At 74.7% G+C, this 22,079-nt stretch carries 22 protein-coding genes; 11 read left to right on the top strand and 11 right to left on the bottom strand.

Annotated elements, in window-relative coordinates; all coding sequences use genetic code 11:
• Nucleotides 1-13 precede the first annotated feature (13 nt).
• The 3 genes from ACF09E_RS30325 to ACF09E_RS30315 all read right to left on the bottom strand — a co-directional run bounded on the left by ACF09E_RS30325 (nucleotide 14) and on the right by ACF09E_RS30315 (nucleotide 2,467).
• Nucleotides 14-502, bottom strand: coding sequence for a hypothetical protein (locus ACF09E_RS30325; protein WP_392208820.1), 489 nt, complete (start codon nucleotides 500-502; stop codon nucleotides 14-16).
• A gap of 89 nt (nucleotides 503-591) precedes the next feature.
• Nucleotides 592-1,728 carry a cytochrome P450 gene (locus ACF09E_RS30320; RefSeq protein ID WP_392208730.1) on the bottom strand — a complete coding sequence of 379 codons (1,137 nt, stop codon included), beginning with the start codon at nucleotides 1,726-1,728 and terminating at the stop codon, nucleotides 592-594.
• A gap of 190 nt (nucleotides 1,729-1,918) precedes the next feature.
• Nucleotides 1,919-2,467, bottom strand: a complete 549-nt coding sequence (locus tag ACF09E_RS30315; RefSeq protein WP_361854784.1) for a DUF1707 and FHA domain-containing protein — start codon at nucleotides 2,465-2,467, stop codon at nucleotides 1,919-1,921.
• Nucleotides 2,468-2,689: 222 nt separating this feature from the next.
• Here ACF09E_RS30315 and ACF09E_RS30310 point away from each other — a divergent pair, with 222 nt between their 5' ends.
• Nucleotides 2,690-3,655, top strand: coding sequence for a GNAT family N-acetyltransferase (locus ACF09E_RS30310; protein WP_392208818.1), 966 nt, complete (start codon nucleotides 2,690-2,692; stop codon nucleotides 3,653-3,655).
• Nucleotides 3,656-3,716: 61 nt separating this feature from the next.
• On the top strand, nucleotides 3,717-5,468 hold the full coding sequence (gene treZ / locus ACF09E_RS30305; protein WP_392208728.1) for a malto-oligosyltrehalose trehalohydrolase: 1,752 nt from the start codon (nucleotides 3,717-3,719) through the stop codon (nucleotides 5,466-5,468).
• Nucleotides 5,469-5,498: 30 nt separating this feature from the next.
• Here treZ and ACF09E_RS30300 read toward each other — a convergent pair whose 3' ends face one another.
• The 4 genes from ACF09E_RS30300 to ACF09E_RS30285 all read right to left on the bottom strand — a co-directional run bounded on the left by ACF09E_RS30300 (nucleotide 5,499) and on the right by ACF09E_RS30285 (nucleotide 9,179).
• Nucleotides 5,499-6,662, bottom strand: coding sequence for an aminopeptidase P family protein (locus ACF09E_RS30300; protein ID WP_392208726.1), 1,164 nt, complete (start codon nucleotides 6,660-6,662; stop codon nucleotides 5,499-5,501).
• A 77-nt stretch (nucleotides 6,663-6,739) separates the two neighbouring features.
• Nucleotides 6,740-7,699 carry a hypothetical protein gene (locus tag ACF09E_RS30295; protein ID WP_388802988.1) on the bottom strand — a complete coding sequence of 320 codons (960 nt, stop codon included), beginning with the start codon at nucleotides 7,697-7,699 and terminating at the stop codon, nucleotides 6,740-6,742.
• 40 nt (nucleotides 7,700-7,739) lie between these two features.
• Nucleotides 7,740-8,630, bottom strand: a complete 891-nt coding sequence (locus ACF09E_RS30290) for a LysR family transcriptional regulator (protein WP_392208724.1) — start codon at nucleotides 8,628-8,630, stop codon at nucleotides 7,740-7,742.
• Nucleotides 8,631-8,645: 15 nt separating this feature from the next.
• Nucleotides 8,646-9,179, bottom strand: a complete 534-nt coding sequence (locus ACF09E_RS30285; RefSeq protein ID WP_392208722.1) for a tetratricopeptide repeat protein — start codon at nucleotides 9,177-9,179, stop codon at nucleotides 8,646-8,648.
• Nucleotides 9,180-9,275: 96 nt separating this feature from the next.
• Between ACF09E_RS30285 and ACF09E_RS30280 the strand changes: the two genes are divergently transcribed.
• Nucleotides 9,276-10,016 carry a hypothetical protein gene (locus ACF09E_RS30280; protein WP_392208720.1) on the top strand — a complete coding sequence of 247 codons (741 nt, stop codon included), beginning with the start codon at nucleotides 9,276-9,278 and terminating at the stop codon, nucleotides 10,014-10,016.
• A 24-nt stretch (nucleotides 10,017-10,040) separates the two neighbouring features.
• Here the strand turns inward: ACF09E_RS30280 and ACF09E_RS30275 are convergent, their stop codons facing one another.
• Nucleotides 10,041-10,682, bottom strand: coding sequence for a nucleoside/nucleotide kinase family protein (locus tag ACF09E_RS30275; RefSeq protein ID WP_392208719.1), 642 nt, complete (start codon nucleotides 10,680-10,682; stop codon nucleotides 10,041-10,043).
• A gap of 261 nt (nucleotides 10,683-10,943) precedes the next feature.
• Here ACF09E_RS30275 and ACF09E_RS30270 point away from each other — a divergent pair, with 261 nt between their 5' ends.
• On the top strand, nucleotides 10,944-11,348 hold the full coding sequence (locus tag ACF09E_RS30270; protein WP_392208717.1) for a VOC family protein: 405 nt from the start codon (nucleotides 10,944-10,946) through the stop codon (nucleotides 11,346-11,348).
• 30 nt (nucleotides 11,349-11,378) lie between these two features.
• Here the strand turns inward: ACF09E_RS30270 and ACF09E_RS30265 are convergent, their stop codons facing one another.
• Together ACF09E_RS30265 and ACF09E_RS30260 are read right to left on the bottom strand one after the other, a co-directional pair.
• Nucleotides 11,379-11,678 carry a hypothetical protein gene (locus ACF09E_RS30265; protein WP_392045481.1) on the bottom strand — a complete coding sequence of 100 codons (300 nt, stop codon included), beginning with the start codon at nucleotides 11,676-11,678 and terminating at the stop codon, nucleotides 11,379-11,381.
• A gap of 38 nt (nucleotides 11,679-11,716) precedes the next feature.
• Nucleotides 11,717-12,397, bottom strand: coding sequence for a DUF6232 family protein (locus ACF09E_RS30260; RefSeq protein WP_392208715.1), 681 nt, complete (start codon nucleotides 12,395-12,397; stop codon nucleotides 11,717-11,719).
• A 464-nt stretch (nucleotides 12,398-12,861) separates the two neighbouring features.
• Here ACF09E_RS30260 and fusA point away from each other — a divergent pair, with 464 nt between their 5' ends.
• On the top strand, nucleotides 12,862-14,886 hold the full coding sequence (gene fusA, locus ACF09E_RS30255) for an elongation factor G (protein ID WP_392208713.1): 2,025 nt from the start codon (nucleotides 12,862-12,864) through the stop codon (nucleotides 14,884-14,886).
• 46 nt (nucleotides 14,887-14,932) lie between these two features.
• Here fusA and ACF09E_RS30250 read toward each other — a convergent pair whose 3' ends face one another.
• A complete protein-coding gene (locus ACF09E_RS30250) occupies nucleotides 14,933-15,370 on the bottom strand; it encodes an ATP-binding protein (RefSeq protein ID WP_392208711.1) in 438 nt (145 codons plus the stop codon).
• A gap of 153 nt (nucleotides 15,371-15,523) precedes the next feature.
• Here ACF09E_RS30250 and ACF09E_RS30245 point away from each other — a divergent pair, with 153 nt between their 5' ends.
• The 6 genes from ACF09E_RS30245 to ACF09E_RS30220 all read left to right on the top strand — a co-directional run bounded on the left by ACF09E_RS30245 (nucleotide 15,524) and on the right by ACF09E_RS30220 (nucleotide 22,014).
• Nucleotides 15,524-16,366, top strand: a complete 843-nt coding sequence (locus ACF09E_RS30245) for a helix-turn-helix domain-containing protein (RefSeq protein ID WP_392208816.1) — start codon at nucleotides 15,524-15,526, stop codon at nucleotides 16,364-16,366.
• Complete coding sequence (locus tag ACF09E_RS30240) at nucleotides 16,363-16,542, top strand: DUF397 domain-containing protein (protein WP_392208709.1); 180 nt, start codon at nucleotides 16,363-16,365, stop codon at nucleotides 16,540-16,542. The genes ACF09E_RS30245 and ACF09E_RS30240 overlap by 4 nt, the downstream gene beginning before the upstream one ends.
• Nucleotides 16,543-16,626: 84 nt before the next feature.
• Entirely contained in the window at nucleotides 16,627-17,412 is a 786-nt protein-coding gene (locus ACF09E_RS30235) for an SDR family NAD(P)-dependent oxidoreductase (RefSeq protein WP_388803018.1), read from the top strand.
• Between the two features lie 155 nt (nucleotides 17,413-17,567).
• On the top strand, nucleotides 17,568-17,966 hold the full coding sequence (locus ACF09E_RS30230; protein WP_361860967.1) for a hypothetical protein: 399 nt from the start codon (nucleotides 17,568-17,570) through the stop codon (nucleotides 17,964-17,966).
• A 156-nt stretch (nucleotides 17,967-18,122) separates the two neighbouring features.
• Nucleotides 18,123-20,369, top strand: a complete 2,247-nt coding sequence (locus ACF09E_RS30225) for a hypothetical protein (protein ID WP_392208707.1) — start codon at nucleotides 18,123-18,125, stop codon at nucleotides 20,367-20,369.
• 85 nt (nucleotides 20,370-20,454) lie between these two features.
• A complete protein-coding gene (locus ACF09E_RS30220) occupies nucleotides 20,455-22,014 on the top strand; it encodes a hypothetical protein (RefSeq protein ID WP_392208705.1) in 1,560 nt (519 codons plus the stop codon).
• Nucleotides 22,015-22,079: the final 65 nt, after the last annotated feature.

Genomic DNA, 22,079 nt, shown 5'->3' with positions numbered 1-22,079 from the left:
CCCTCTCCGAGGATCAGGAGCGGGAGGCTCGCGAGACCTCGCACTTGGTGTACTCGGAACCGTCGCCGGAGCCCGGGTAGGGGGTGCTCAGTTCGACGCTCTGGGAGGCGCCGGAGGCGACCGCGACGGCGGTCTTCGTCGCGGTCGCCGGGATCGCGGTGCCGCCCGCGTCGCCCTTGAACTTCATGGTGACGCTGTAGTCGTAGTCGAGGGCGCCGTCGTTCTTGACGGTGATCCGGGCGACGAGGTTCTTCGTCGCCGGGTCGAACTTGCACTCGTTGATGGTCACGTCGCGGACGGCCTTGTCGGCGCTGCTGGAGCCGCCGGGGAGGGAGCCGCCGGACGTGCCGCCGGAGGTGCTGTCGTTGTCGCTGTTGTGGTTACTGCTGCTGGAACCGCCGGAACCGCTGCTGCCGCCGCAGCTGCCGCCGTGCGAGCCGCGGGCACCGGTCAGGGCGACGACCGCGATGCCGAAGACGGCGATCGCGCGGACATGACGCATCTTCACGTTTGAATCCCCGTTGAAAGTGGTACTGAAAAGGGCGCTTCTTGACGAGCGCACGTCACCCTAGCAGCGGTCGGCGGTGTCGTTCAGCCGCCCGGACGGACGATCAGACTCCGCGGCGCCCGGGTGATGAGCCCGGTCCACACGGGCCGGAAGCCGTCGGCGAGCCGGAGTCGCGGCATGGCCGTGAACAAGGCCCGCAGGGCGTACTCGGCTTCCAGGCCGGCCAGGATCACGGCCGGGCAGAAGCCGCTGCCGTAGGTGAGTTGGCCCGGGTCGTCGCGGAACGGATCGAAGCGGTCCGGCTCGCGGAAGCGCTCCGGGTCGCGGCCGGCCGAGCCGACCAGCAGGGCGACGGAGGCGCCCGCGGGGACGGTGCCGCCGCCGACCGCGACCTCGGCGGAGGTGCGGCGCACGGCGATCTGCACGGGCGGGTCGCGGCGCAGCGACTCCGCCCAGGCCCGGCTTACGAGTCCGGCGGGGGCGTCGCGGAGGGCGGCCACCTGGTCCGGGTCCGACAGGACGTTGCCGAGGAAGGAGGCGAGGGCCTTCTCCCGTACGGCGATCTGTCCGCCGCACTCGCCCGCGAGGGCGCCCGCGGCCCGGCCGCGGACGAGCCGCATCATGTCGCGGTAGGGGACCCCGACGGCGGCGGCGACGGTCCCGGCGGGCAGCCAGTGGCAGAACTCGGCGACCAGGTCGGCCTGCGGGCGCTCGGCGATCCGGCGGGCCAGGACGTACGCCGTCCGCTCGGTGACCGCGCGCAGGGCCGCCACGTCGACGTCGACGTGGGCCCGGGCGCAGGGCGGGTCGCCGGGGCGGTGCCCGTGGGTGAACCGGCTGTCGGTCAGGGCGGTGGCCACGTCCGCGTACCGGCTGAGGACCCAGGCCCGCAGCAGCGGGTCGTACGTGAGCGGGAACTGTTCGCGCAGGGTCCGGTGGATCCCGTGCGGGTCCCGCGAGGCACCGGGGTCGAGGGGGCTCGGCGCGACGACCCCGGCCCCGGCCGGGCCGCCGGTCCGGTGCGCGGTGGGCACGCGGCCGGGAAGGGACGCGGGGCCGGTGCGCAGCACGCCGCCCGTCCGTCCCGCGGTCGCGCGGCCGTCGGCCGGGGGCGTCGCCGGTGCCATGGACGGCAGGCGGGTCCAGGGGTCCGCGGGCGGTGCCTCCGGCAGGTCGTCGCCCGTGCCCCGGCCCGGCTCGCGGTGCTGCTCGTGGCTCATCGCGCCCCCTGTCGTTCGGCGGTGGGTGCCGCGGCCGAAGACGGTGGCGCGCGTCCCCCCAGCCCACCACCGCCCGCGCCACGCCGCCCGCCGCATACCGCCGAACGGGTGGTACGTGGACGGGCGGCGTGCGGGGCGACGGAGACTCGGCGGGCTCGGCCGCGCAGCCGGAAAGGGCTGCCGCTAGGGCCTAGCCGTGCGAGAGGCGGAAGGACATCTGGCCGAAGCCGACCACGTCGCCGGAGCGGACGACCACCGCGCCCGTGACCCGCCGTCCGTTGACGGTGGTGCCGTTCGTGGAGCCGAGGTCGCGGAGGACCCACATGCCGCTCTGCATCGACAGCTCGGCGTGCAGCCGGGAGGCCGTCTCGTGGCTGAGGCGGAGGCCGTTGACCGGGTCGCGGCCGATGCGCAGCGGGTGCGGGCCCGGCAGGGGGAGCAGCAGCTTCGGCAGCCGCTCCGCGGACCAGGCGCGTCCCAGCCTGGCCGTGAACGCCGACATCCGCTCGACCGCGCCCACCACCCGGCGGGTCCAGGTGCCCTCGGTCCTCAGGTCGGCGGTGAGCAGGGCGAGTTCGTCGGGGCGCCGGGCCTGGAGCGCGCGCTCCATCCGGTAGACGAACGTGTCGTGCGAGAGGCGGCCCTGGGCGGCGCCCTCACGGAGCAGCACCAGCGCGCGGTCCCGCTCGGCGTCGGTCAGCCGAGGGGTGTTCGCCGGAAGCTCGAAAGGGGTCGTCACCTCTTGATTGTCCTTCCGCCGGGGCCGCAGTGTCCAGAAGGGCCCCGGCGGAGGAAACTCCGTACCCCGTCGGCGGTGCCCGCTGCTACGGTCTGCCGTCTCCACCGCACCGATTCCCCAGGGGGGAAACACGACGTGACCACGTCTCCTTCGAGCACCACCAGCACCACCAGTACCACCAGCGGCACCGGGACGACCGGCACCGCCGACGGCACGGTCCTCCTGCCCGGGCTCGTCGTGCGGCCGCTCGCCGGGCCCGAGGAGCTCGACCTGTTCCTCCGCCTCACCTACTCGCTCGACCACGAGGTCGCCGACGACCTCGCCACCGGCCGTCGCGTCCCCGGGTGGATGTGGGTCGCCCTCGACGGCGACCGGCTCCTCGGCCGGCTCTCCTGGTGGACGAACGCGGCCGGCGGCCGGCCGCAGGCCCTCGACTTCCTGGACCTCGCCCCGGAGCTGCCGGAGGCCGAGCGCGCCGAGGTCGGCCGGCGGCTCCTGGAGACCGCCACCGCCGCCGTCGTCCCCGCGGGGACGCGGCCCCCCGAGTTCGGCCGCTTCATGCCGGCGGACTGGCGCGAGCGGCCGGAGACCCGCTCCCTCCTGGAGTCCGTCTTCGGTGTCCTGGTGGAGGCGGGCGCCCGTCCGCTCGTGGAGCGGCTGCGCCTGGAGTGGCGCCCCGGCGCCCCCGTGCCGGAGCCGGACGGCCGCCTGGAGTTCCGCCCGGTCCGGGACCGCGAGGACCTGGTGACGCTGATGACTCCGGTCATGGAGGGCACGCTCGACGCGCACGGTCGCGCCGATCTGGCCTCCGGTCTCTCCGCCCGCGAGGCCGCGGAGCAGCACTACGACGAGGAGCTGGCGCACTACGCCTCGCCGCGGGAGTGGTGGCGGGTGGCGCAGCTCCCGGGGACGGGCGAACCGGTCGGCTTCGTGGTGCCCGCGCGGAACAACTACCACCACACGATCGCGTACATCGGCGTGCTGCCCGCGCACCGCGGCCACGGGTACGTCGACGACGTCCTGGCGGAGGGCACGCGCGTCCTCGCCGCCGCCGACGTCCCGCGGATCCGGGCGGCGACGGACCTCGGCAACGTCCCGATGGCGGCCGCGTTCGCCCGGGCGGGCTACGTCACCTTCGAGCGCGCCGTCAACTACGTGTGGGACACACCGGGCGTGGCGGGGTCCTGACTGCCAGGATGGTCGCGGTAGCCGGCCGTGCCGCGGCCGGTCCGTCGACGAGGGGATCCCCGTGCTCTTCGAGGTGTGGGCGCCGAGCGCCCGTGACCGGGTGACGCTGGAGCTGAACGGCTCCTCGCACCCCCTGGAGCGGGACGCCGAGCGGGAGGGCTGGTGGACGGGCGTCGTCGCCGCCGAGGACGGCGACCGGTACGGCTTCGCGCTCGACGGCGGGCCCCTGCTGCCCGACCCGCGCTCGCGCCGGCAGCCCGACGGTCCGGACGGGCTGAGCGCGGTCGTCGACCACTCCGCGTACGTCTGGCGGAACGAGTCCCCGAAGCTGCGGCTCCGCGGCGCCGTCCTGTACGAGCTGCACGTCGGCACGTACACCCCGGAGGGCACCCTGGACGCGGCGGCCGCGCGCCTCGGGGAGCTCGCCGGCCTCGGCATCACCCATGTGGAGCTGATGCCGCTGTGCCCGTTCCCCGGGGTGCGGGGCTGGGGGTACGACGGGGTGGCGCCGTGGGCGGTGCACGAACCGTACGGCGGTCCCGAGGCGCTGAAGCGGTTCGTGGACACGGCGCACGGCCTCGGCATGGGTGTCGTCCTGGACGTCGTGCACAACCACCTCGGTCCCGACGGCAACCATCTCCCTTTCTTCGGGCCGTACTTCACGGAGACCCATCACACGCCGTGGGGCGCGGCGGTGAACCTGGACGCGCCCGGCTCGGACGAGGTCCGCGCCTACTTCCGGGGCAGCGCGCTCGCCTGGCTGCGTGACCACCGGATCGACGGGCTGCGGCTGGACGCCGTGCACGCGCTGGCCGACACCCGGGCGCTGACCTTCCTGGAGGAGCTGTCGGCGGCCGTCGACGAGCTGGCGAGGGAGCAGGGCCGGCCGCACTTCCTGATCGCCGAGTCCGACCAGGGCGACCCGCGGACGACGACGCCGCGGGCACTCGGCGGGCTCGGGGTGCACGCCCAGTGGAACGACGACTTCCACCACTCGCTGCACACGGCGCTGACGGGTGAGTCCCAGGGCTACTACGCGGACTTCGCGCGTGCCCCGATGGCCGCCCTCGCGAAGACCCTCACCCATGTCTTCTTCCACGACGGCACCTGGTCGGCGTTCCGGGGGCGCCGGCACGGGCGTCCGGTGGACCGCGAGCGGACCCCCGCCCACCGCTTCCTCGGGTACGCGCAGACCCACGACCAGATCGGCAACCGGGCGCTGGGCGACCGGCTTTCGGCCTCCCTCTCCCCCGGGCTGCTGGCCTGCGCGGCGACGCTGGTCCTCACCGGGCCCTCGGTGCCGATGCTCTTCATGGGCGAGGAGTGGGGGGCGTCCACCCCCTGGCAGTACTTCACCGACCACACCGACCCGGAGCTGGCGGAGGCCGTACGGCGGGGCAGGCGGCGGGAGTTCGCGGAGCACGGCTGGGACGAGAACGAGGTGCCCGACCCGCAGGAGGCCGCCACCCGTGACCGTTCGGTCCTCGACCGGTCCGAGCGGGAGCGGGATCCGCACCGCCGCCTGCTCACCTGGCACCGCGAGCTCATCGCGCTCCGCCGCACCCTGCCGGACCTGACGGACCCGGACCTGGCGGGGGTCAAGGCCGCCTTCGACGAGGAGGCCCGCTGGCTGGTCTTCCGGCGCGGTGTGCTGCGGGTCGCGGTCAACCTGGGCAAGGAGCCGGCCGCGATCCCGCTCGGCACCAACGGCCGCGACCGGGTGCTGGCCGCCTGGGAGCCGGTCGAGCCCCCGGCGGCGGACGGGGTCCTGCGGCTCCCCGGCGAGTCGGCCGTCGTCCTGACGGACGGCTGACCGGGCCTGCCACTGCGGCTACGGCTACGGCTACTCGACGATCGCCATGGCGTGCGGGGTGTTGTTGAAGCGGCGCCCCCCGCCGTCCTCCGTCGCCGTGACGATGTCCTCGATGCGGACGCCGAAGCGGCCGGGGAGGTAGACGCCGGGCTCGATGGAGAAGCACATGCCCGGCACGATCGGCAGTTCCTCGCCCTCGATCATGTACGGCGGTTCGTGGGTGGTGACGCCGATGCCGTGACCGGTGCGGTGGATGAAGTACTCGCCGTAGCCGGCGTCCGTGATGACCTTGCGGGCCGCCCGGTCGACCTCCTGGCAGGCGGCCCCGGGCCGTACGGCCTCGAAACCGGCCTGCTGGGCCTCCCGGACGAGGTCGTGGATCCGCCGCTCCTCGTCGGTGGGCTCGCCGACGTGGACGGTGCGGGTCGTGTCGGAGCCGTACCCGTGCTTGAGACCGCCGAAGTCGAGGACCACCATGTCGCCGCGCTCGATGACCCGGTCGCCCGCCTCGTGGTGCGGGTTGGCGCCGTTGGGGCCCGAGCCGACGACGGTGAAGTCGACCTGGGAGTGCCCGAAGCGCAGCAGCAGGGCGGCCAGGTCGGCGGCGACGTCGGTCTCCCGGCGTCCGGCGAAGCGGACCCCGAGGATCTCGCCGTACGCCCGGTCGGCGGCGGCTCCGGCGGCCGCGATCCGGGCCAGCTCGTGGGCGTCCTTGACGCCCCGGAGCATCGGCAGGGCCTCGGTGAGGGAGACGTACGAGGTCCCCGGCAGGGCCTGCTGGAGCCCCAGGAGGTGCATGGCCCAGGCGTTGTCGCTGACGCCGAACCGGCCGTCGGCGTCGAGGAGGGGCGCGGTGACGGCGTACGGGTCCTTGCCGTCGGTCCAGTCCCGCAGGGTGAGCGCGGCGGCCCCGGCGACCTTCTCGGCGTCGGGCGCCTCCAGGGTCGGGACGACGAGGACGGGGTCCCGGCCGGGGGCGACGACGAGGGCGGTGAGCCGCTCGGTGATCGCGGTGGGCTGGTAGCCGGTCAGGTAGACGAGGTCGGGGCCGGGGGCGACGATCACGCCCGCGAGTCCGGCGTCGGCGGCGGACGCGGCGGCGCGGGCCATGCGGGCCCGGTAGTCGTCCGCGGTGAACGGCACGGGGGTGTCGCCCCGCTCGTCGGCCGCTTCGGGGGCGGGGCTGCTGGGCATCGGGGTCTCCTTCTGGGCGTCCGCGGCGTCCTCGGCGTACCGCAATCCTGCCGGGGGAGGCCCCCGTCCGCGACCGCTCAGCGGAGGTCGGGGCCCTGCGCGATCAGCCGTTCCAGGAGTTCCTGGAAGTCGTCGCCGACGACGATCCGCAGGTCTCCGCGCTCCTCGTCGTGCTCGCTGAGCTGGGTGAGGGTGCCGCCGCGCCACCAGAAGACGTACGGGCTGATGGCGCCCGGCGTGTCCTCGTACCCGGAGGCGGCGAAGGAGGCCATCGCGCCGAGGGCCGGGATGATCGAGGTGTCGCGGATGGGGTGGAAGGCGAGCTGGTGACGGAAGGGCATCGCGACGAGGGCGCCGTGCTCGCCGAGCGGCAGCCCGGTGACCCGCCGGGCCACGCCCTCCAGGTCGAGGACGCGGCTCGCGGTGTAGAAGGAGTCGCCGAGGATGATCTCGAAGCACATGCCGTCGGCGTCGCGGACGGTCTCGTGCTCCTCGACGGGCAGCCCGCGCAGGTTGCGCAGGGCCCGGTCGCGCAGCTGGGCGTGGTCGCCGAGCCGTTCCAGCGCCTCGTCGGTGAGCATCATGACGCTCTCCGGCAGGTCGAGGGCGAGGATCTCGTACAGGCCGGGGCCGACGGTCCGCGCGTACCCGAAGGCGGCGGCGTCGATGCCGTCGCCGCTGACGACCCGGGGGTACAGCTGGGAGCGGATCTGCTCGGGCGGCAGGGTGTCGAGCGCGGAGGGGCCGTCCATGGCGCGGACGACCAGTCCGATGTGGCGGTTGATCATGCCGGGCCAGACGCGGGGCCCGCGCCGGTCCTGGTGGCAGACGGCGGCGAGGTTCCCGAGGCCGAAGCGGCGGCCCTTGTCGTCGACGACGTGGTCGGCGTAGACGCTGACCTCCAGGCCCAGCTCGGCGAAGGTCTCCCGGACGCGTCCCCGGAAGAGCGCGGCCTCACGCTGCGAGAAGTACGTGAACCCGGGGTCCCTCGGTGCGTCGTCGCCGTCCCGCCTGGGTCCTCGTCGCAACCACGCCACGCCCGCCCGCCTTCCGTCGCCGTTGCGCACAGGGTAGCGACTACGGGTGTCGGCTCTTGAGCCGTCGGGTGAACTCGGCGAGCGGGCTTCCGGGTTCGGCCGGCGGGCCGGTCGGGAGGAGGAGTTCGGTGCGGTGGACGAGCCGCGGTGCCACCAGGGGGACGGCGCGGGCGCCGGGGACGTCGGCCGCCGTCGGCGCGGGCAGCAGGGCGAGGCCGTGGCCTCCGGCGGCCAGGGCGGCGAGGGCGCGGGGGTCGCCGCCCTCGTAGCGCAGGGCGGTGCGGAACCCGCGTCCGGCCGGCCCGCCGTGGACGGCCCGCAGCCGGCCGAGGGGGAGCCCGGCGCAGGGCGCGTCGAGCCAGCGGGCGTCGACGAGGTCGTCGAGGCGGAGTCCGGGGCGTCCGGCGAGCGGGTGGGAGGCGGGCAGGACGACGACGAGCGGTTCCTCGGCGACGCCGGTCGCGGCGAGCGGGGCGACGTCGGGGAGGGGCAGCGGGTCGCTGGGGGCCGCGATGCCGTCGACGAGCCCGGCGTCGGCCTCTCCGGTGGCGACCGCGGCGGGCACCCGCTCGCGGGGCAGCGCCCGCAGGGTGGTGCCGGTGGCGGGCAGGGCGGCGAGGACGCGGGCGTGCAGGGCGAGCGGGGAGGCGGCGACGCCGAGGGTGGTGCGGGGTGCGCCCGCGAACCGGTCGAGGTCGGCGCGGGCCGCGTCGAGCCGGAGGAGCAGCCCTCCGGCGTGCTCCAGGAGCCGGGTGCCGGCGGGGGTCGGGGCGACCGGGCGGCGGGTGAGCAGCGGCAGCGCGAGGTCGGTCTCCAGCGCTGCGATGTGCTGGGAGACGGCGGACTGGGTGTAGCCCAGTTCGCGGGCGGCCGCGGAGAAGGAGCCGAGCCGGGCGACGGTGACGTACGTGCGGAGCAGGTGCGGGTCCATGGGGGCGGGTGGGCGTCAGGACCCGTCGGGGGCGGTGAGGAGGGCCTGCGCGTAGTGGGCGAGGGACCGGTTGTACCGGGGCAGCAGGGGCGCGAGGGCGCCGAGGGCGAGGGAGGCGGCCTCGCGGTCGCGGCCGGTGTCGGCGAGGGCGAGGGCGAGGAAGGCGTCGACGGCGCCGGAGAGCGCGGTCTCGTCGGCGTCGAGCCGGTCGGCGGGGATGTCCCGCTCGGCGGTGAGCAGTTCGACGCTGCGGTCGGGACGGCCGAGGTTGCGCAGGCTGCTGGCGAGCTGGATGACGGCCCGGCGGCGGCGCAGCCCGGTGAGGCCCCGGTCGAGGGCCTGACGGTAGAGGCGCACGGCCTCGTCCGGCTGCCCGGTGGAGTCGTGGGCGGCGCCCAGTTCGAAGAGGGCGGCCGCGTCGTCGGCGGGACGCTCGGCGGCGAGGGCCGCGGCCCGGGCCCGGAAGTCGGCGGGCTCGTGGGCGTCCAGCCGCTCCCACAGGGCGGCGACGCGCCGCTCCCAGTCGGACGGTTCCTGATCGGTGGTCATGGCGCCACCCTATCCAGCCCGGCATAAGCGTTCCTGATGGACCGTGCAGTGATCATCGTTGGACGTGAACCTCCGCCGGGACCAGGGTGGGTGTCCATGAACAGCACGCGCTCCCTCCCCCGCCTTCCCCGCCTCCCCCGGATCGCCCTGGTCGGCGACCGTTCCCCGCACGTCCGCTCGCACGTCCGGATCCCGGTCCTGCTCGACGCCCTCGCCGAGCACGAGGGTCTGGTCCTGGACGCGTACTGGATCCCGACGGGGGACGCGGAGGCGCCCGGCGCGGTGGCGGGCTTCGACGCGGTGTGGGTGCTGCCGGGGAGTCCGTACGCGAGCGAGGCGGGCGCCCTGGCCGCGATCCGCACGGCCCGCGAGGACGGCATCCCGTTCCTCGGCACCTGCGGCGGTTTCCAGCACGCGCTCCTGGAGTTCGCCCGGGCCGTCTGCGGTCTGACGGGTGCGGCGCACGCGGAGAACGACCCGTCGGCGGACGCCGGCGACCTGCTGATCGCCCCGCTGGCCTGCTCGCTGGTGGGTCACGAGGGGGTCGTACGGGTCACCCCGGGCTCGCTCGCCGAGCGGGCCCTGGGAGCGGAGCGCACCACCGAGCGGTACCACTGCGACTACGGCCCCGACGACCGCCGCCTGGACACGCTGAGGGCGCACGGGATGCGGTTCACCGGCGTGGACGAGGAGGGCGGTGTCCGCATCGCCGAACTCCCCTCCCATCCGTTCTTCCTGGCGACCCTGTTCCAGCCGGAACTGGCCGGTGACGGCACCCGCCCGCATGCTCTGGTCCGGGCGCTGGCGGTGGCGGCGGCCCGGCACGCGGCGGGATAGGCGGGCCCGGGGGCGGGTCCGGTCTCAGGTCATCGGGACGACGAGGTGGGCGCGGTCGCGGCCGCGGGCGACCAGGCGGGCGTTCGGCTCGTCGGAGTCGTGGACCCAGCGCTCGGCGCGGGCGCGGTCCTTGCCGAAGCGGACGTGACGGTCGACGAGCCGGGGGATGCGGTGCCGGGCGTCCAGGTCGAGGTACCAGGCCTCGTCGAGGAGTGGCAGGACACCGGCCCAGTCGCCCTCGTCGTGGAGGAGGTAGTTGCCTTCGGTGACGACGAGCGGGACCTCCGGGCCGACGGGTACGGCCCCGGCCAGCGGCTCCTCCAGCGTGCGGTCGAAGGCGGGGGCGTAGACGGTGGTGCCGGGCGCGGGGGCGCGCAGGCGGGCGAGGAGCGCGAGGTACCCCGCGGCGTCGAAGGTGTCGGGTGCGCCCTTCCTGGCCGCGCGGCCGAGGCGTTCGAGTTCGGCCTGGGCGAGGTGGAACCCGTCCATGGGGACAAGGACGGCGAGCCCGTCGAGGCGGTCGACGAGCCGGGCGGCGAGGGTGGACTTCCCGGCGCCGGGCGGGCCGGCGAGGCCCAGGACGCGGCGGGCGGTCCGGCCGTCGCCGGGGCGCCCGGCGAGGTCCCGCGCCCGGGCGGCGAGGCGGTCGAACTGCTGCGCGTCCATGCGGGGCATTCTCCCACCGCGCCCGCGGGCCCCGCGGCCTCCGGGCCCCGTCCGGCCCGGCGGCGCCCCGGGGGGCCGCGGGCAGGCCCGGCGCAGGCAGGCCGCCGTCCGGACACGACCCCCGGGCCCGGCCCTGACACCGACCCTCGCCCGGCCCTCTTCGGACCCTCGTCCGGACCCTCCCACGGCAAGGGTCGCGCACGGGCCGACACGGGTCGACGCGGATAGATTCCTGCCCCTGCCACGTATTACTTTGGGGTAATGCCGTCCATCGCACTCGTGACCCTCGTCGTCCGTGACTACGACGAGGCCATCGCCTTCTACACCGACGCCCTCGGGTTCGACCTCGTCGAGGACACCGACCGGGGCGGCGGCAACCGCTGGGTCGTCGTGCGCCCGGCCGGCGCGGGCGGCGTCGGCGGTCTCGGGAACGTGGGCCTGCTGCTGGCCCGTGCGAAGAACGACACCGAGGAGGCCTCGGTCGGCAACCAGACGGGCGGCCGGGTCGGCTTCTTCCTGCACACCGAGGACTTCGCCCGCGACCACGCGCGGATGACGGAGGCGGGCGTCACCTTCCTGGAGGACCCCCGCCACGAGCCCTATGGCTCGGTCGCCGTCTTCGAGGACCTGTACGGCAACCGCTGGGACCTCCTCCAGCCGGCCTGACCGACAAGACACCCCCTCGGGTTCGTCGCCCTAGCCGAGCAGTGCGAGCAGCCGGCCCAGGGCGTCCACCACGGGCTGGCCCACGGCGCCGACGGCGGCGGCGATCTGCGCGACCGACGCCAGCACGAGGCCGCGCTGCCGCAGGGCCGCGCGGTCGGGGGTCAGCTCGGGCAGCGCCTCGTCGACCGTCTGCGCCTGCTCCGGGGTGAGGTGCGGCCGGAGGCCCTGGAGCAGGCGGGTGAGCTCCTCGACGGCGACGCGAAGCAGGTCGTCACCGCCACCACCGACCGTGCCGTAGTTGATGCCGACGTTGCCTTGGCCGTCGTTCATGTTGATCATGGTTCCGTGATTGTTCGTCGTGTCGCCGCTCACAGGCTGATCCCCCTGTTGTTCCGGCCGCCGTTCATGTTGATCACGGTGCCGTAGTTGTTGTTCGTGGTGTTGAACTGCTGCACGGTCCGGCTGAACTCGGCCGCCGGGTTGTCGATCGCGTGGGCGATCAGTCCGGCGATCTCCCTCAGTTCCTCCATGCTCGGCAGCGTCACGACCACCGCGGAGCCGCTGGACATCTCGACCAGCAGCACCGGCTTCGCCGCCGCGAACAGCTCCCTGCCGAGGTAGACCGCCAGGGCGATCAGGACGACGAAGAGCAGCGGGCCGAACTCCCCGACGGCCGCGTCGCCGTCGCTCACGCCGTTGAGCACCGCGTAGATCACGAGGGCGACGACCAGCCACTTCAGGAAGCGGAGCAGGGCCGCGCCACGGTCGGGCTTGAGCCGGAAGGCCTCCACCCGGGTGATGTTGTGCAGCGGGAGGGCGGCGGCGCCCACCCACAGCATCCGGCGGCTGACCCGCAGCTGAAGGACCCCTCCCCAGCCGTCGCCCGGCGGCGGCACCGGGGGCGGCTCCGGCGGATCGGACGAGGCTCCGGACGGCGGCCCGACCGGCGGGCCCGACGGCGGATCGGACGGCGGCCCGACCGGCGGGCCCGACGGCGGATCGGACGGCGGCCTGGGCGGCGGCGGTCCGGGGTCTCCGGTGACGGTCATGCGTTCCCCCGTGTTCTCGTCACTTCCTCCCGCACCCTGCGGGAGCACCATTAAGCGCCCGGAGACGATTCCCAGGCAGAGGAGATACGGCCAATCAGACGGCTCTGGCCGAGAATTGACTGTTCATCAGCATCACGGCCCGCTCTCCGGTCGCCGTTCCGCGGGCTCCGGGAAAACCACTGTCGCGCCGCCCGCCCGCCTCCCTACACTCACGTCTCGCGGCGCACCGACCGATGCGCCGCCCGACGTCCGACCGAGGGGAGACGACCGTGCGCCGCCACAACGCCGCCGCCGTGTCGTCCGCCCGTGCCCGGTACGACGTGATCCTCGCCTCTCCCTCCGGCCGGTGGCGGCTGCGCGCCCGCCATCGCCGCCCCGTGACGCCCCCTCCGTCCTCCTGACGGCCCGCGTACGCGAATCGCGCTGCCCTGTCACGTTCCAGCAGCAGCGAAAGGCACGACACCGTGCGTACCCACCCCGTCGACCGCGTCCGCAACCTCGGCATCCTGGCCCACGTCGACGCCGGCAAGACCACCGTCACCGAGCGGATCCTGTACCTCACCGGCGCCACCCACCGGCGCGGCGAGGTCCACGACGGCACCACCGTCACCGACTTCGACCCGCAGGAGCGGGACCGCGGCATCACGATCTTCGCCGCGGCCGTCAGCTGCGACTGGGCCGGGCACCGGGTCAACCTGATCGACACGCCCGGGCACGTCGACTTCTCCGACGAGGTCGAGCGCTCGCTGCGCGTCCTCGACGGCGCGGTCGTCGTCTTCGACGCCGTCGCGGGCGTCGAGCCGCAGAGCGAGACGGTGTGGCGGCAGGCCGACCGGCACGGCGTCCCCCGCATCGCGTTCGTCAACAAGCTGGACCGCGCGGGCGCGGACCTCGACGGCGCCGTGGAGTCGATCCGGACCCGACTCGGCACCGTCCCGCTGCCCGTCCAGCTCCCCGTCGGCCGCGAGGACGGCTTCACGGGCGTCGTGGACCTGGTCAGGATGCGGGCGTACGTGTGGGCCGACGGCGCCGACACGTACACCGACCTGCCGGTCCCCGACGACCTCGGGGACGAGGCCCGGCGGCGGAGGCGGCACCTGGAGGAGACCGTCGCGGAGCTGCATCCGGGCGCCCTGGAGGAGTTCTGCGGCGAGGACGCGCTCTCGGCGGACACCCTCACGGGTGCGCTCCGCGACCTGACCCTCACGGGCGAGGCCGTCGTCGTCCTCTGCGGCTCGGCCTACCGCAACCGCGGGGTCGAACCGCTGCTCGACGCCGTGGTCGCCTACCTCCCGGCGCCCTCGGACATGCCTCCGGTCCGCGGGGAGGTGCCGGCGGACCCGGAGGCGCCGTTCACCGCCCTCGCGTTCAAGGTGAACGCGACGGCCACCGGCCGGATGACCTACGTCCGCGTCTACGCGGGCACGATCGGAAAGGGGGACACCGTGCTCGACACCGTCGGCGGACGCACCGAGCGGATCGCCCGCATCCTCCGGGTCCAGGCGGACCGGGCGACCGAGGTCGACACGGCGCGCGCCGGGGACATCGTCGCCGTCGTGGGACCCAAGGGCGCCCGCGCCGGGGCGACCCTGTGCGCCCGGGACGCGCCGATCGTCCTCGAACCGCCGACGACCGCCGACCCGGTGGTCTCGGTCGCGGTCGAGGCGCGCCGGAGCACGGACACCGGCCGTCTGGCGACGGCCCTCGCGCGGCTCTCCGAGGAGGACCCGTCGCTCGTCGTGCGCTCCGACCCGGAGACGGGCCAGACCGTCCTGTCGGGTCTGGGCGAACTGCACCTGGAGGTCGCGGTGGAGAAGCTGCGGCGGGACCGGGGCCTGGAGGTCGCCGTCGGCCGTCCCCAGGTCGCGTACCGGGAGACCGTGGCGAAGGGCGTCACCGGCCTGCTCCACCGCCACGTCAAACAGGACGGCGGCGCGGGCCAGTTCGCCCACGTCGTCATCGACGTCGAGCCGCTCGCGGACGCGCAGGACGCGGAGTTCGCGTTCGCGTCGACGGTCACGGGCGGCCGGGTCCCGCAGGAGTACGTCCGCGCGGTCGAGGCCGGCTGCCGGGACGCCCTCCTGGAGGGCCCCCTCGGCGGCCATCCGGTGACGGGCGTCCGGGTCACGCTCACGGACGGCGCGACGCATCCGAAGGACTCCTCGGAGATGGCGTTCCGCACGGCGGGCAGGTTCGCGCTGCGCGAGGCGCTCCGCGCGAGCGTCATGACGCTCCTGGAGCCGGTGGCCGACGTGACGGTCACCGTCCCCGCGGAGTCCGTCGGCGCGGTCCTCGGCGACCTCGCGGCCCGCCGCGGCCGGGTCACGGACCAGACGACCCGCTCCGGTACGGCCGTGGTGGCGGCGACGGTGCCGCTGGCCGAGCTCTTCGGCTATGCGTCCCGCCTGCGCGGCCGCACCCAGGGCCGGGGCACCTTCACGACCCGCCCGGCGGGCTACGCCCCGGCGCCGGGCGGCCGGACCGGCTGAGTGCGGGGTGTCCGGCCCGTGGCGACCCCACGGGCCGGACACCCGGTCAGGAGCCGAGGTCGAGCTCGGCCCGTACGGTCTTCCCGACCGGTACGCGGTCGAGCACCGACCACCGGGAGGCCAGCGCCTCGACGAGCAGCAGGCCGCGGCCGCCCTCGTCGAGGGCCACCGGGGCGGTGGCGGCGGGCCTCCGCTCGCCCCGGGTGTCAGAGACGTCGATCCGCAGCAGCAGCCCGGGGGTGTACGAGAGCGTCAGCTCGAAGTCCCGCCCGGACACGCGGCCGTGGGTGACGGCGTTGGCGGCGAGCTCGGCGACGAGCAGGGCGACGGTGTCGGAGGTCTCGGAGCCGTAGGGGACGCGCCACCGGTCGAGCTGGTGGAGGGCGAGCCGACGCGCGAGGCGCGCTCCGCGCGGGGTCGAGCTGAAGCGCTGGGTGAACACACGTACGGTGACGGCGGCTTGGCGGGTCGCGGGGGTGGTCATGGGGCCAATGTGGCGTCCCACGAGGAGGGTTGCCAGGTCAGAAACCCGTACGCTCTCGCAGCGTACGGGTTCACACTCTGGACGGTACCGGTAACTACTGGTGAGCATGGATGCGTTCAGGTGAGCGCACGGGTGCGGGAGGTGGCCGGGGTGATGGATGAGGTTCCGGACGAGGTTCACGGCGGCAGCGAACCGGAGGCGTCGGACAGCCTGAAGGCCTTCGGGGAGGTGGTCAAGGCCTTCCGCAAGCGGGCAGGCCTCACGCAGGAGCGCTTCGCGCCGATGGTGGGGTACTCCGTGCCGACGGTCGCCTCCATCGAACAGGGACGCCGTTTACCGCCTGCGGCCTTCGTGAACCGGGCAGAGGAGGTACTCGACGCCTTCGGAGCGATCAAGGGAACGGCGAAGCACGTGGCGCGGAAACCGGGCCTGGCGAAGTGGTTCCGCCACTGGGCGAAGCTGGAGCTGACAGCGGCGACGCTGTACACGTACGAGAATCGGCTGGTGCCGGGGTTGCTTCAGACGCCCGCGTACGCGAGGACGCTGTTCGAGGAGCAGATCCCAGCGCTGGGTGACGACGAGATCGAGTCGCAGCTCGCGGCTCGTGTCGAGCGGACGAAGCTGCTCACCGAACGCCCCCACACGATCTACAGCTTCATCGTCGAGGAACACGTGCTGCGCCGTCAGACGGGCGGGCCGGTGATCATGCGGGAGCAGATCGACCACATCCTCGACATCTGCCTTCGGCGCAACATCGACCTCCAGATCATGGCGCAGTCACGCGGGCACCACGCAGGTCTGGGCGGGCCACTGCAGCTCTTGGAGACCCAGGAGAACAAGTGGTACGCCTATTGCGAGGGGCAGCGTGCCGCCCACCTCATCGCGGACGCGAAAGAGATCAGCATCCTTCAGAAGCGGTATGCCAGGATGCGGGCACAGGCTCTGTCCTTCGAGGAGTCCGTGAGTCTGTTGCGGGAGATGCGAGGAGCACCATGAGCACCACAGACCTGGCCTGGTTCAAGAGCAGCTACAGCAGCAGCGGCGACGGAGACTGCGTCGAAGTCGCCACCCGCCCCTCCACCGTCCACGTCCGTGACTCCAAGAACCCCGCCGGGCCGCAGCTCGTCGTCTCCCCCGCCACCTGGACGGAGTTCGTCGCCGACCTGGGCTGACCCGCGTCTGACAGGATGCGTGTACCCGCCCTCCACCGCACGCGGACGGGCCGGTGCACGCACGACGCGAGGAGCACGGACCAGATGAGCACGACGCCCGGCGGGTACCTCGCCGACCTCTTCTCCCTCGACGGCCGCACCGCGATCGTCACCGGCGGCAGCTCCGGCATCGGGCGGGCCGTCGCGGGGGCCCTGGCCCGGGCCGGCGCCCGGGTGGTCGTCGTGGCGCGCAAGGAGGCAGATCTGGCCACCGCCGTCGACGAGCTGACCGCCGACGGCTGCCGGGCCGCATGGGTGAGCGCGGATCTGGGCACGCGCGAGGGAATCAAGGCCGGCGCGGAGCAGGCCGCGGCGGTCTTCGGCGAACCCGACATCCTCGTCAACTCCGCCGGCGTCAACCTCCGTCCCCCGCTAGGCGAGCTCGGCGAGGACGTGTGGGACACGACGATGACGGTGAACCTGGAGGCCCCGTTCCTCCTCGGTCAGCGCTTCGGTCCCGGCATGGCCGAGCGCGGCTTCGGCCGGATCATCCACATCACCTCCCAGCAGGCGCACCGCGCCTTCGTGCAGAGCGGGGCGTACGGGGTGTCCAAGGGCGGCCTGGAGTCGCTGGCCCGCTCGCAGGCCGAGGCCTGGTCCCCGTACGGCGTCACGGCCAACACGCTGGTGCCCGGCGTCGTGCTGACCCCGCTCAACGCGCGCCTTGCCGCCGACCCCGACAAGGTGGCCGCCCTGGCCGCCCGGACGCTCGTCGGCCGCAACGGTCTCGCCGAGGACTTCGCGGGCGCGGCCGTGTTCCTGGCGAGCGCGTCCTCCGCGTACGTCACCGGGCAGTCCCTCTTCGTCGACGGCGGCTTCTCCGTGCACTGACGGCTCCCCGTCCCGTACGAGATCCGGCCATCTCCCGCCCCTGAGGGACGTCGGATTTCAGTCATAGTTCACGGAAACCCTGGCGCCCCTCACGGTGAGTACTTGAATGGCCTCACCTGTTTGCGGGTGAGTGCACGGAACAACCGGGGGAACACATGGAGCCACTGACGGCCATCGCGGCTGCGGGCGTGGCGCTCGTGGTCAAGGGCGCTTTGGAGGCCACGGGGCAGGAGGCGGGGCGGAGCGGCTGGACCGGCGGAGCCCGGCTGGTCGCCCGGATCAGGGAGAGGTTCCGGGGGGACGGCGACGCCGAGGCCGCGCTGGAGCGGGTGACCGACACGCCGGACGACGAATCCGGCCGCCAGGACCTGGAACGGATGCTCTCCGCGCACATGCTGCGCGACCGGGACTTCGAGGGCGACATGCGGCGGCTCGTCGACGAGGCCGTCGCCGCGTCCGGGCGCGGCGGGCCGCAGGTCAGCGCGGCGCTGATCAAGAACGCCCAGGTCTTCAACGAGAAGGTCGAGATCCAGGGCGACTGGAACGTCTCCTGACGACGTCCCCACGTCCTCGGTAACCGAGGACCGCACGTCCCCGGTCGCCGAGGACCGCCGCACCTCCCCGCCGGTCGGGGAGGGCGCGTCCCCGACCAAGGGGGGCGGCCGTGCCGCTCCCGCCTCTTCGCCGAACCACCCCGGAAGACCTGTGCCATGAGCGAGGAACCCACCGCCGAGCCGTCGGCCGGCGGTCCGACCGACCGCTCCGAGGCCTCCCCCGCCCCGACCTCCCCGCCCGATGCCACGGGTGCGCCGGAGGGCGGGTCCCGCGGGGACGGCCCGGAACAGGACGGACCCGTCAGCGCGGACGCGGCCATGCGCTCCCTCCAGGAGGGAACCGCCGCGGACGACGCCGAGCGGTCCGACGCGCAGCGCGCCGGCGCCATCGCGGACCTGATCGCACGGCGACTGAACGACGACGCCTCCGGCACCCGGATCGGCACCCTGGCGCTCTTCAACGACACCGTCAGCTTCGGCGGCGGATTCAACGCCGGAGGCGAGCGGCACGCGCGGGCCGGCCACCGCGGCGGCGGGACCGTGCCGCTCGGGGCCGCCGAACTCGGCGACCACACCGAGCTGTTCGTCCAGCCCGCGGGGTACGCCTCCGCTCTGTCGGCGCTGAGCGAGCATCGGCTCCTGGTGCTGACCGGGCCGTCCGGCAGCGGCCGGGAGGCCACCGCCGTCAACCTGCTCGCCGAGGCCCTCGCGCTGGGCGGCGCCGACGGCGGCGGCGTCTGCCACCGCCTCCTCGACCCGGCGGCCGTCCTCGCCCCCGACTGGGAACCCCCCGTCAAGGACAGCGGATACCTGCTCGCCGTCGAGGACGGCCGGGCCGGCGCACGGGACTTCGAGGCGCTCCCCCGCAGGCTCCCGGCGGTCGTGGCGGCGCTGCGCCACCACGGCTGCCACCTGGTCCTGACCGGCGGCCAGGACCTCGCGGTCACCGTCCGGGCCGACGGCACCGAGTCGGTGGCCGTGCACGCGCTGACGCCCGTGGACCCGCTGGCCGTCCTCGAACGGCGAGTGCTCGGGCACGGCGGCTCACCGGAGGCCCTTGCCCGGCTGCGGGAGACGCTCGCCTCCGGCGGCGTCGCCGACACGCTGCGGGAGATGCCCGCCGCACGGCACGCCGCGCGTCTCGCCGCCGATCTCTCCGCCGGCCGGGACGTGGTGGCGGCAGCGGCCGCGCTGCGCGACCCGAGCGACCAGGTGCGGGCCTGGTTCGACCGGCACCGGAACCCGGAGGCGGTGGCGTTCGCGCTCGCCGCCGCCGTCCTGGAGGACAGCGGCTACCTCACCGTCGCCGAGGCGGCCGTACGCCTCCGGGCGGCCCTCGCGACCCCCGAACCCGCCCCGCCGGACGTACGGTTCAGGGACCGGCTCGGCGACGAGCAGCAGTGGATACGCCTCGACGCCGACGCCTCGGGTCCGCCGCGGGTCCGCTTCCGGAACCCGCTGCTGGGCCAGGTCGTCCTGGTCTACGCCTGGACCGGACTCGACGGCTGGCGCGAAGCCCTCCTCAGCTGGCTGCGCCGCCTCCTCGACCACCACGACCTGGAGGTCCGCGCCCGGGCCGCCGTCGCCGCCGGGATCCTCGCCTGGGCCGACCACCACTACGCGGTGCACCGCTTCCTGACCGCCTGGGCCTCCGCCGACTCCTGGCAGCTCCGCCAGGCCGCCGCGACCGCGCTCGGCGTGGCGGGAAGCCGGGAGGACTCGACCGAGGCCGTGTGGGAACTGCTGCACGGCTGGGCGCGCGGCGGCAGTTCGGTCCGCCAGCGGCGGCTCGCCGGGACCGCGGCCAACACGGCGGGCGGGCTCCTCGGCCGGGAGGCGCCCGCACGGGCCGTGGCCGTCCTGCACGACGCACTCGACCGCGACGACGACTGGGGCACCCTGCCATCCGTGGCCTGGGGCGGGGTCCGCCTCGCCCACCAGGGGCGGGCGGCGGAGCTGCTCGACGCCTACCTGGACTGGTCCGGGCCGCAGGACCGCTCGCCCATGGTCGTCAAGTCGCTGTCGGCCTTCCTCTTCGCCACGGGCCGCCCGTACGAACCGGTGACCGGCGGACCGGCGGAGGGCGTGTCCGGCGTCCCCCTGCTGCTCAGCGCCCTCCCCTCGCACGAGGAGCGGATGGCGGAGTTGTGGGCGCGTTCGCTGGCCTGCCCGCCGCTGCGGGACCGGGCACTCGCCGCACTGCGGGAGTGGATCGACGTCCACGCCGACCGCGGCGGCCGGTCCGCCCTCGAAGCGCTGAACCGCCTCCTGTGGGACGTCTCCCGGACCTCGAAGCCCCACCGCGAGCGGCTGCTGTGGTGGCTGGGGGCCTGGGCGGAGGACCGCGAGCGGCCGTCGCGGAACGCCGCCCTGCTGCGTGACGCGCTGGCCCGTACGACCTGACACGGACGACCGGGCACGACCCGACCGTTCGAACCGCCCCGACCGAGAGGGCGGAACGCCCCGAGGAAGTGGAAGGAGGCCCCCCGTGGGAGAACAGCAGACCTACGACCCGGTGCTGTCCTACGAGGAACTGCCCAAGTGGCGGCTGACGAGTCCGGTACGTCCTCCGCAGCCCGGTCGCGCACTGGTCCTGGTCCGGGAGAGCGGCCCGTCCCTGACGGTCCGCAACGGGGAGGAGATACCGTCCTCCCGCTTCGGCGCCTACAGCGGGATGTTCACCGTCGACCTGACCGAGCACCGTCTCGTCCTCGACATACCGCTGCTCAGCCGCGACCACACGTTCTCCTTCCGCAGCCGGGTCGACCTGGTGTGCCGGGTCGCGGACCCCGCCCAGGTCGTGGACCGCGGCATCCGGGACATGAGCGAGACGCTCTTCGACTACCTGCGGAAGACGCTGCGCGAGGTCTCGCGGGAGTACGACATCGCCCAGTTCCACCAGGCGGAGGTGGCGCTCAACGCCACCGTGGCCGGGTTCACCGGCGACGACGCGGTCCGGCTGCGCGGCGTCCACGTGGAACTCCTCGTCGACGAGGACGAGATCGCCACCAGCGGGCGCGACTTCCGGGACGTCGTCCGGGAGACCCGGCTCGCCGGGATGCGCCGCGCACGGCACGTGGACATGATCCGCGAGGAGGGCCTCGACGGCCTGATCGCCGAGATCATGGAGAAGGAGGGCCCCCGCGCCGCCCTCACCTGGATCGAGAAGAACGAGGCCGAGAAGCGCGAGGTCCGGCAGACCATCATGCGTCTCGTCCTGGAGCGCGGCGACGCCGACCGGGAGCCCTTCGAGCAGGCCGAGCTGGAGCGGACCATCCTGGAGGAGGTCCTCCGCGAGGGCGACGGGCTCTTCGACGGGGCGGCCCGGCGCGGGCGGCTGCGCGGCTCGCTGGCCCGCCCCGCGGACCCGCCGGCGGCCCTCGGCCCCGGCCACGGGCCGGAGGACGAACCCCGGCCCCGCGACGCGCTCCGCGGGGAGGTCGTGCGGGACGCGGGCCCCACCCGGCCCGGCCGCAGCCGGATCTCGGGGACGTACGGCACCGGCCGCACCGGGGGGTACGGGCCGGGCGCCCGCGCGGCGGACCACGACGGCGGGTCCGGGCGCGCGGGCGGCACGGGGTACGGACGCGAGGGCGGTTACGGACGGGACACCGGGACGGGCCATGGCGCCGGATCCGGGCCCGACGCCGGGTACGAGGGCGCGTACGAACGGGGTGCCGGGACGGGCCGCGGTGCCGGGTACGGGGCCGACTCCGCGTCCGGGCGGGACGGCGAACGCGGTGGCGCGGCCAGCGGGTACCCGTACGGGGGCGACTCCGGATACGGGCGCGACGGCGCCGCGGCGCGCGGGACCGGGCGCTCCGGGGCGCCCGAGGACGAGCCGCTGCCCGACCCCAGCGCGGGACGGGGCCGCGACCGGGAGCCCGCCCCGGAGCGGCGCTCCGGCCCCGCCGACCGGCCCGGCACTCCGCCCCGCGGCGCCGCGTCCGGCGAACCCGGCCCGGACGCGCCGCCGCCGAGGGTGAGCCGGGTGCGCGGCACCACCAAGCGGGACACCCCCCGACCCGGACCCGACAGGGAGCGTTGATGGAGCACGACCACAGTGCGTGGCGGGCCGGGCCCGCCCACCGCCCCGATCATCGTCCGCCCGCG

The organism is Streptomyces sp. NPDC014891, from assembly GCF_043081085.1.
GTDB lineage: Bacteria > Actinomycetota > Actinomycetes > Streptomycetales > Streptomycetaceae > Streptomyces.
The sequence above is the reverse complement of the archived record's forward strand: the minus strand, read 5'-3'. Positions and strand labels throughout refer to the sequence as shown.

Bases quoted from the DNA above. Each gene is read 5' to 3' on its own strand.
- ACF09E_RS30280 (WP_392208720.1), top strand. From the start codon at position 9,276: ATGAACAGCACGCGCTCCCTCCCCCGCCTTCCCCGCCTCCCCCGGATC.
- ACF09E_RS30225 (WP_392208707.1), top strand. From the start codon at position 18,123: ATGAGCGAGGAACCCACCGCCGAGCCGTCGGCCGGCGGTCCGACCGAC.
- ACF09E_RS30320 (WP_392208730.1), bottom strand. From the start codon at position 1,728: ATGAGCCACGAGCAGCACCGCGAGCCGGGCCGGGGCACGGGCGACGAC.
- ACF09E_RS30325 (WP_392208820.1), bottom strand. From the start codon at position 502: ATGCGTCATGTCCGCGCGATCGCCGTCTTCGGCATCGCGGTCGTCGCC.
- ACF09E_RS30245 (WP_392208816.1), top strand. From the start codon at position 15,524: ATGGATGAGGTTCCGGACGAGGTTCACGGCGGCAGCGAACCGGAGGCG.
- ACF09E_RS30250 (WP_392208711.1), bottom strand. From the start codon at position 15,370: ATGACCACCCCCGCGACCCGCCAAGCCGCCGTCACCGTACGTGTGTTC.
- ACF09E_RS30260 (WP_392208715.1), bottom strand. From the start codon at position 12,397: ATGACCGTCACCGGAGACCCCGGACCGCCGCCGCCCAGGCCGCCGTCC.
- ACF09E_RS30290 (WP_392208724.1), bottom strand. From the start codon at position 8,630: ATGGACCCGCACCTGCTCCGCACGTACGTCACCGTCGCCCGGCTCGGC.
- ACF09E_RS30235 (WP_388803018.1), top strand. From the start codon at position 16,627: ATGAGCACGACGCCCGGCGGGTACCTCGCCGACCTCTTCTCCCTCGAC.
- ACF09E_RS30300 (WP_392208726.1), bottom strand. From the start codon at position 6,662: ATGCCCAGCAGCCCCGCCCCCGAAGCGGCCGACGAGCGGGGCGACACC.
- ACF09E_RS30240 (WP_392208709.1), top strand. From the start codon at position 16,363: ATGAGCACCACAGACCTGGCCTGGTTCAAGAGCAGCTACAGCAGCAGC.
- ACF09E_RS30265 (WP_392045481.1), bottom strand. From the start codon at position 11,678: ATGAACGACGGCCAAGGCAACGTCGGCATCAACTACGGCACGGTCGGT.
- ACF09E_RS30285 (WP_392208722.1), bottom strand. From the start codon at position 9,179: ATGACCACCGATCAGGAACCGTCCGACTGGGAGCGGCGCGTCGCCGCC.
- ACF09E_RS30270 (WP_392208717.1), top strand. From the start codon at position 10,944: ATGCCGTCCATCGCACTCGTGACCCTCGTCGTCCGTGACTACGACGAG.
- ACF09E_RS30275 (WP_392208719.1), bottom strand. From the start codon at position 10,682: ATGGACGCGCAGCAGTTCGACCGCCTCGCCGCCCGGGCGCGGGACCTC.
- ACF09E_RS30230 (WP_361860967.1), top strand. From the start codon at position 17,568: ATGGAGCCACTGACGGCCATCGCGGCTGCGGGCGTGGCGCTCGTGGTC.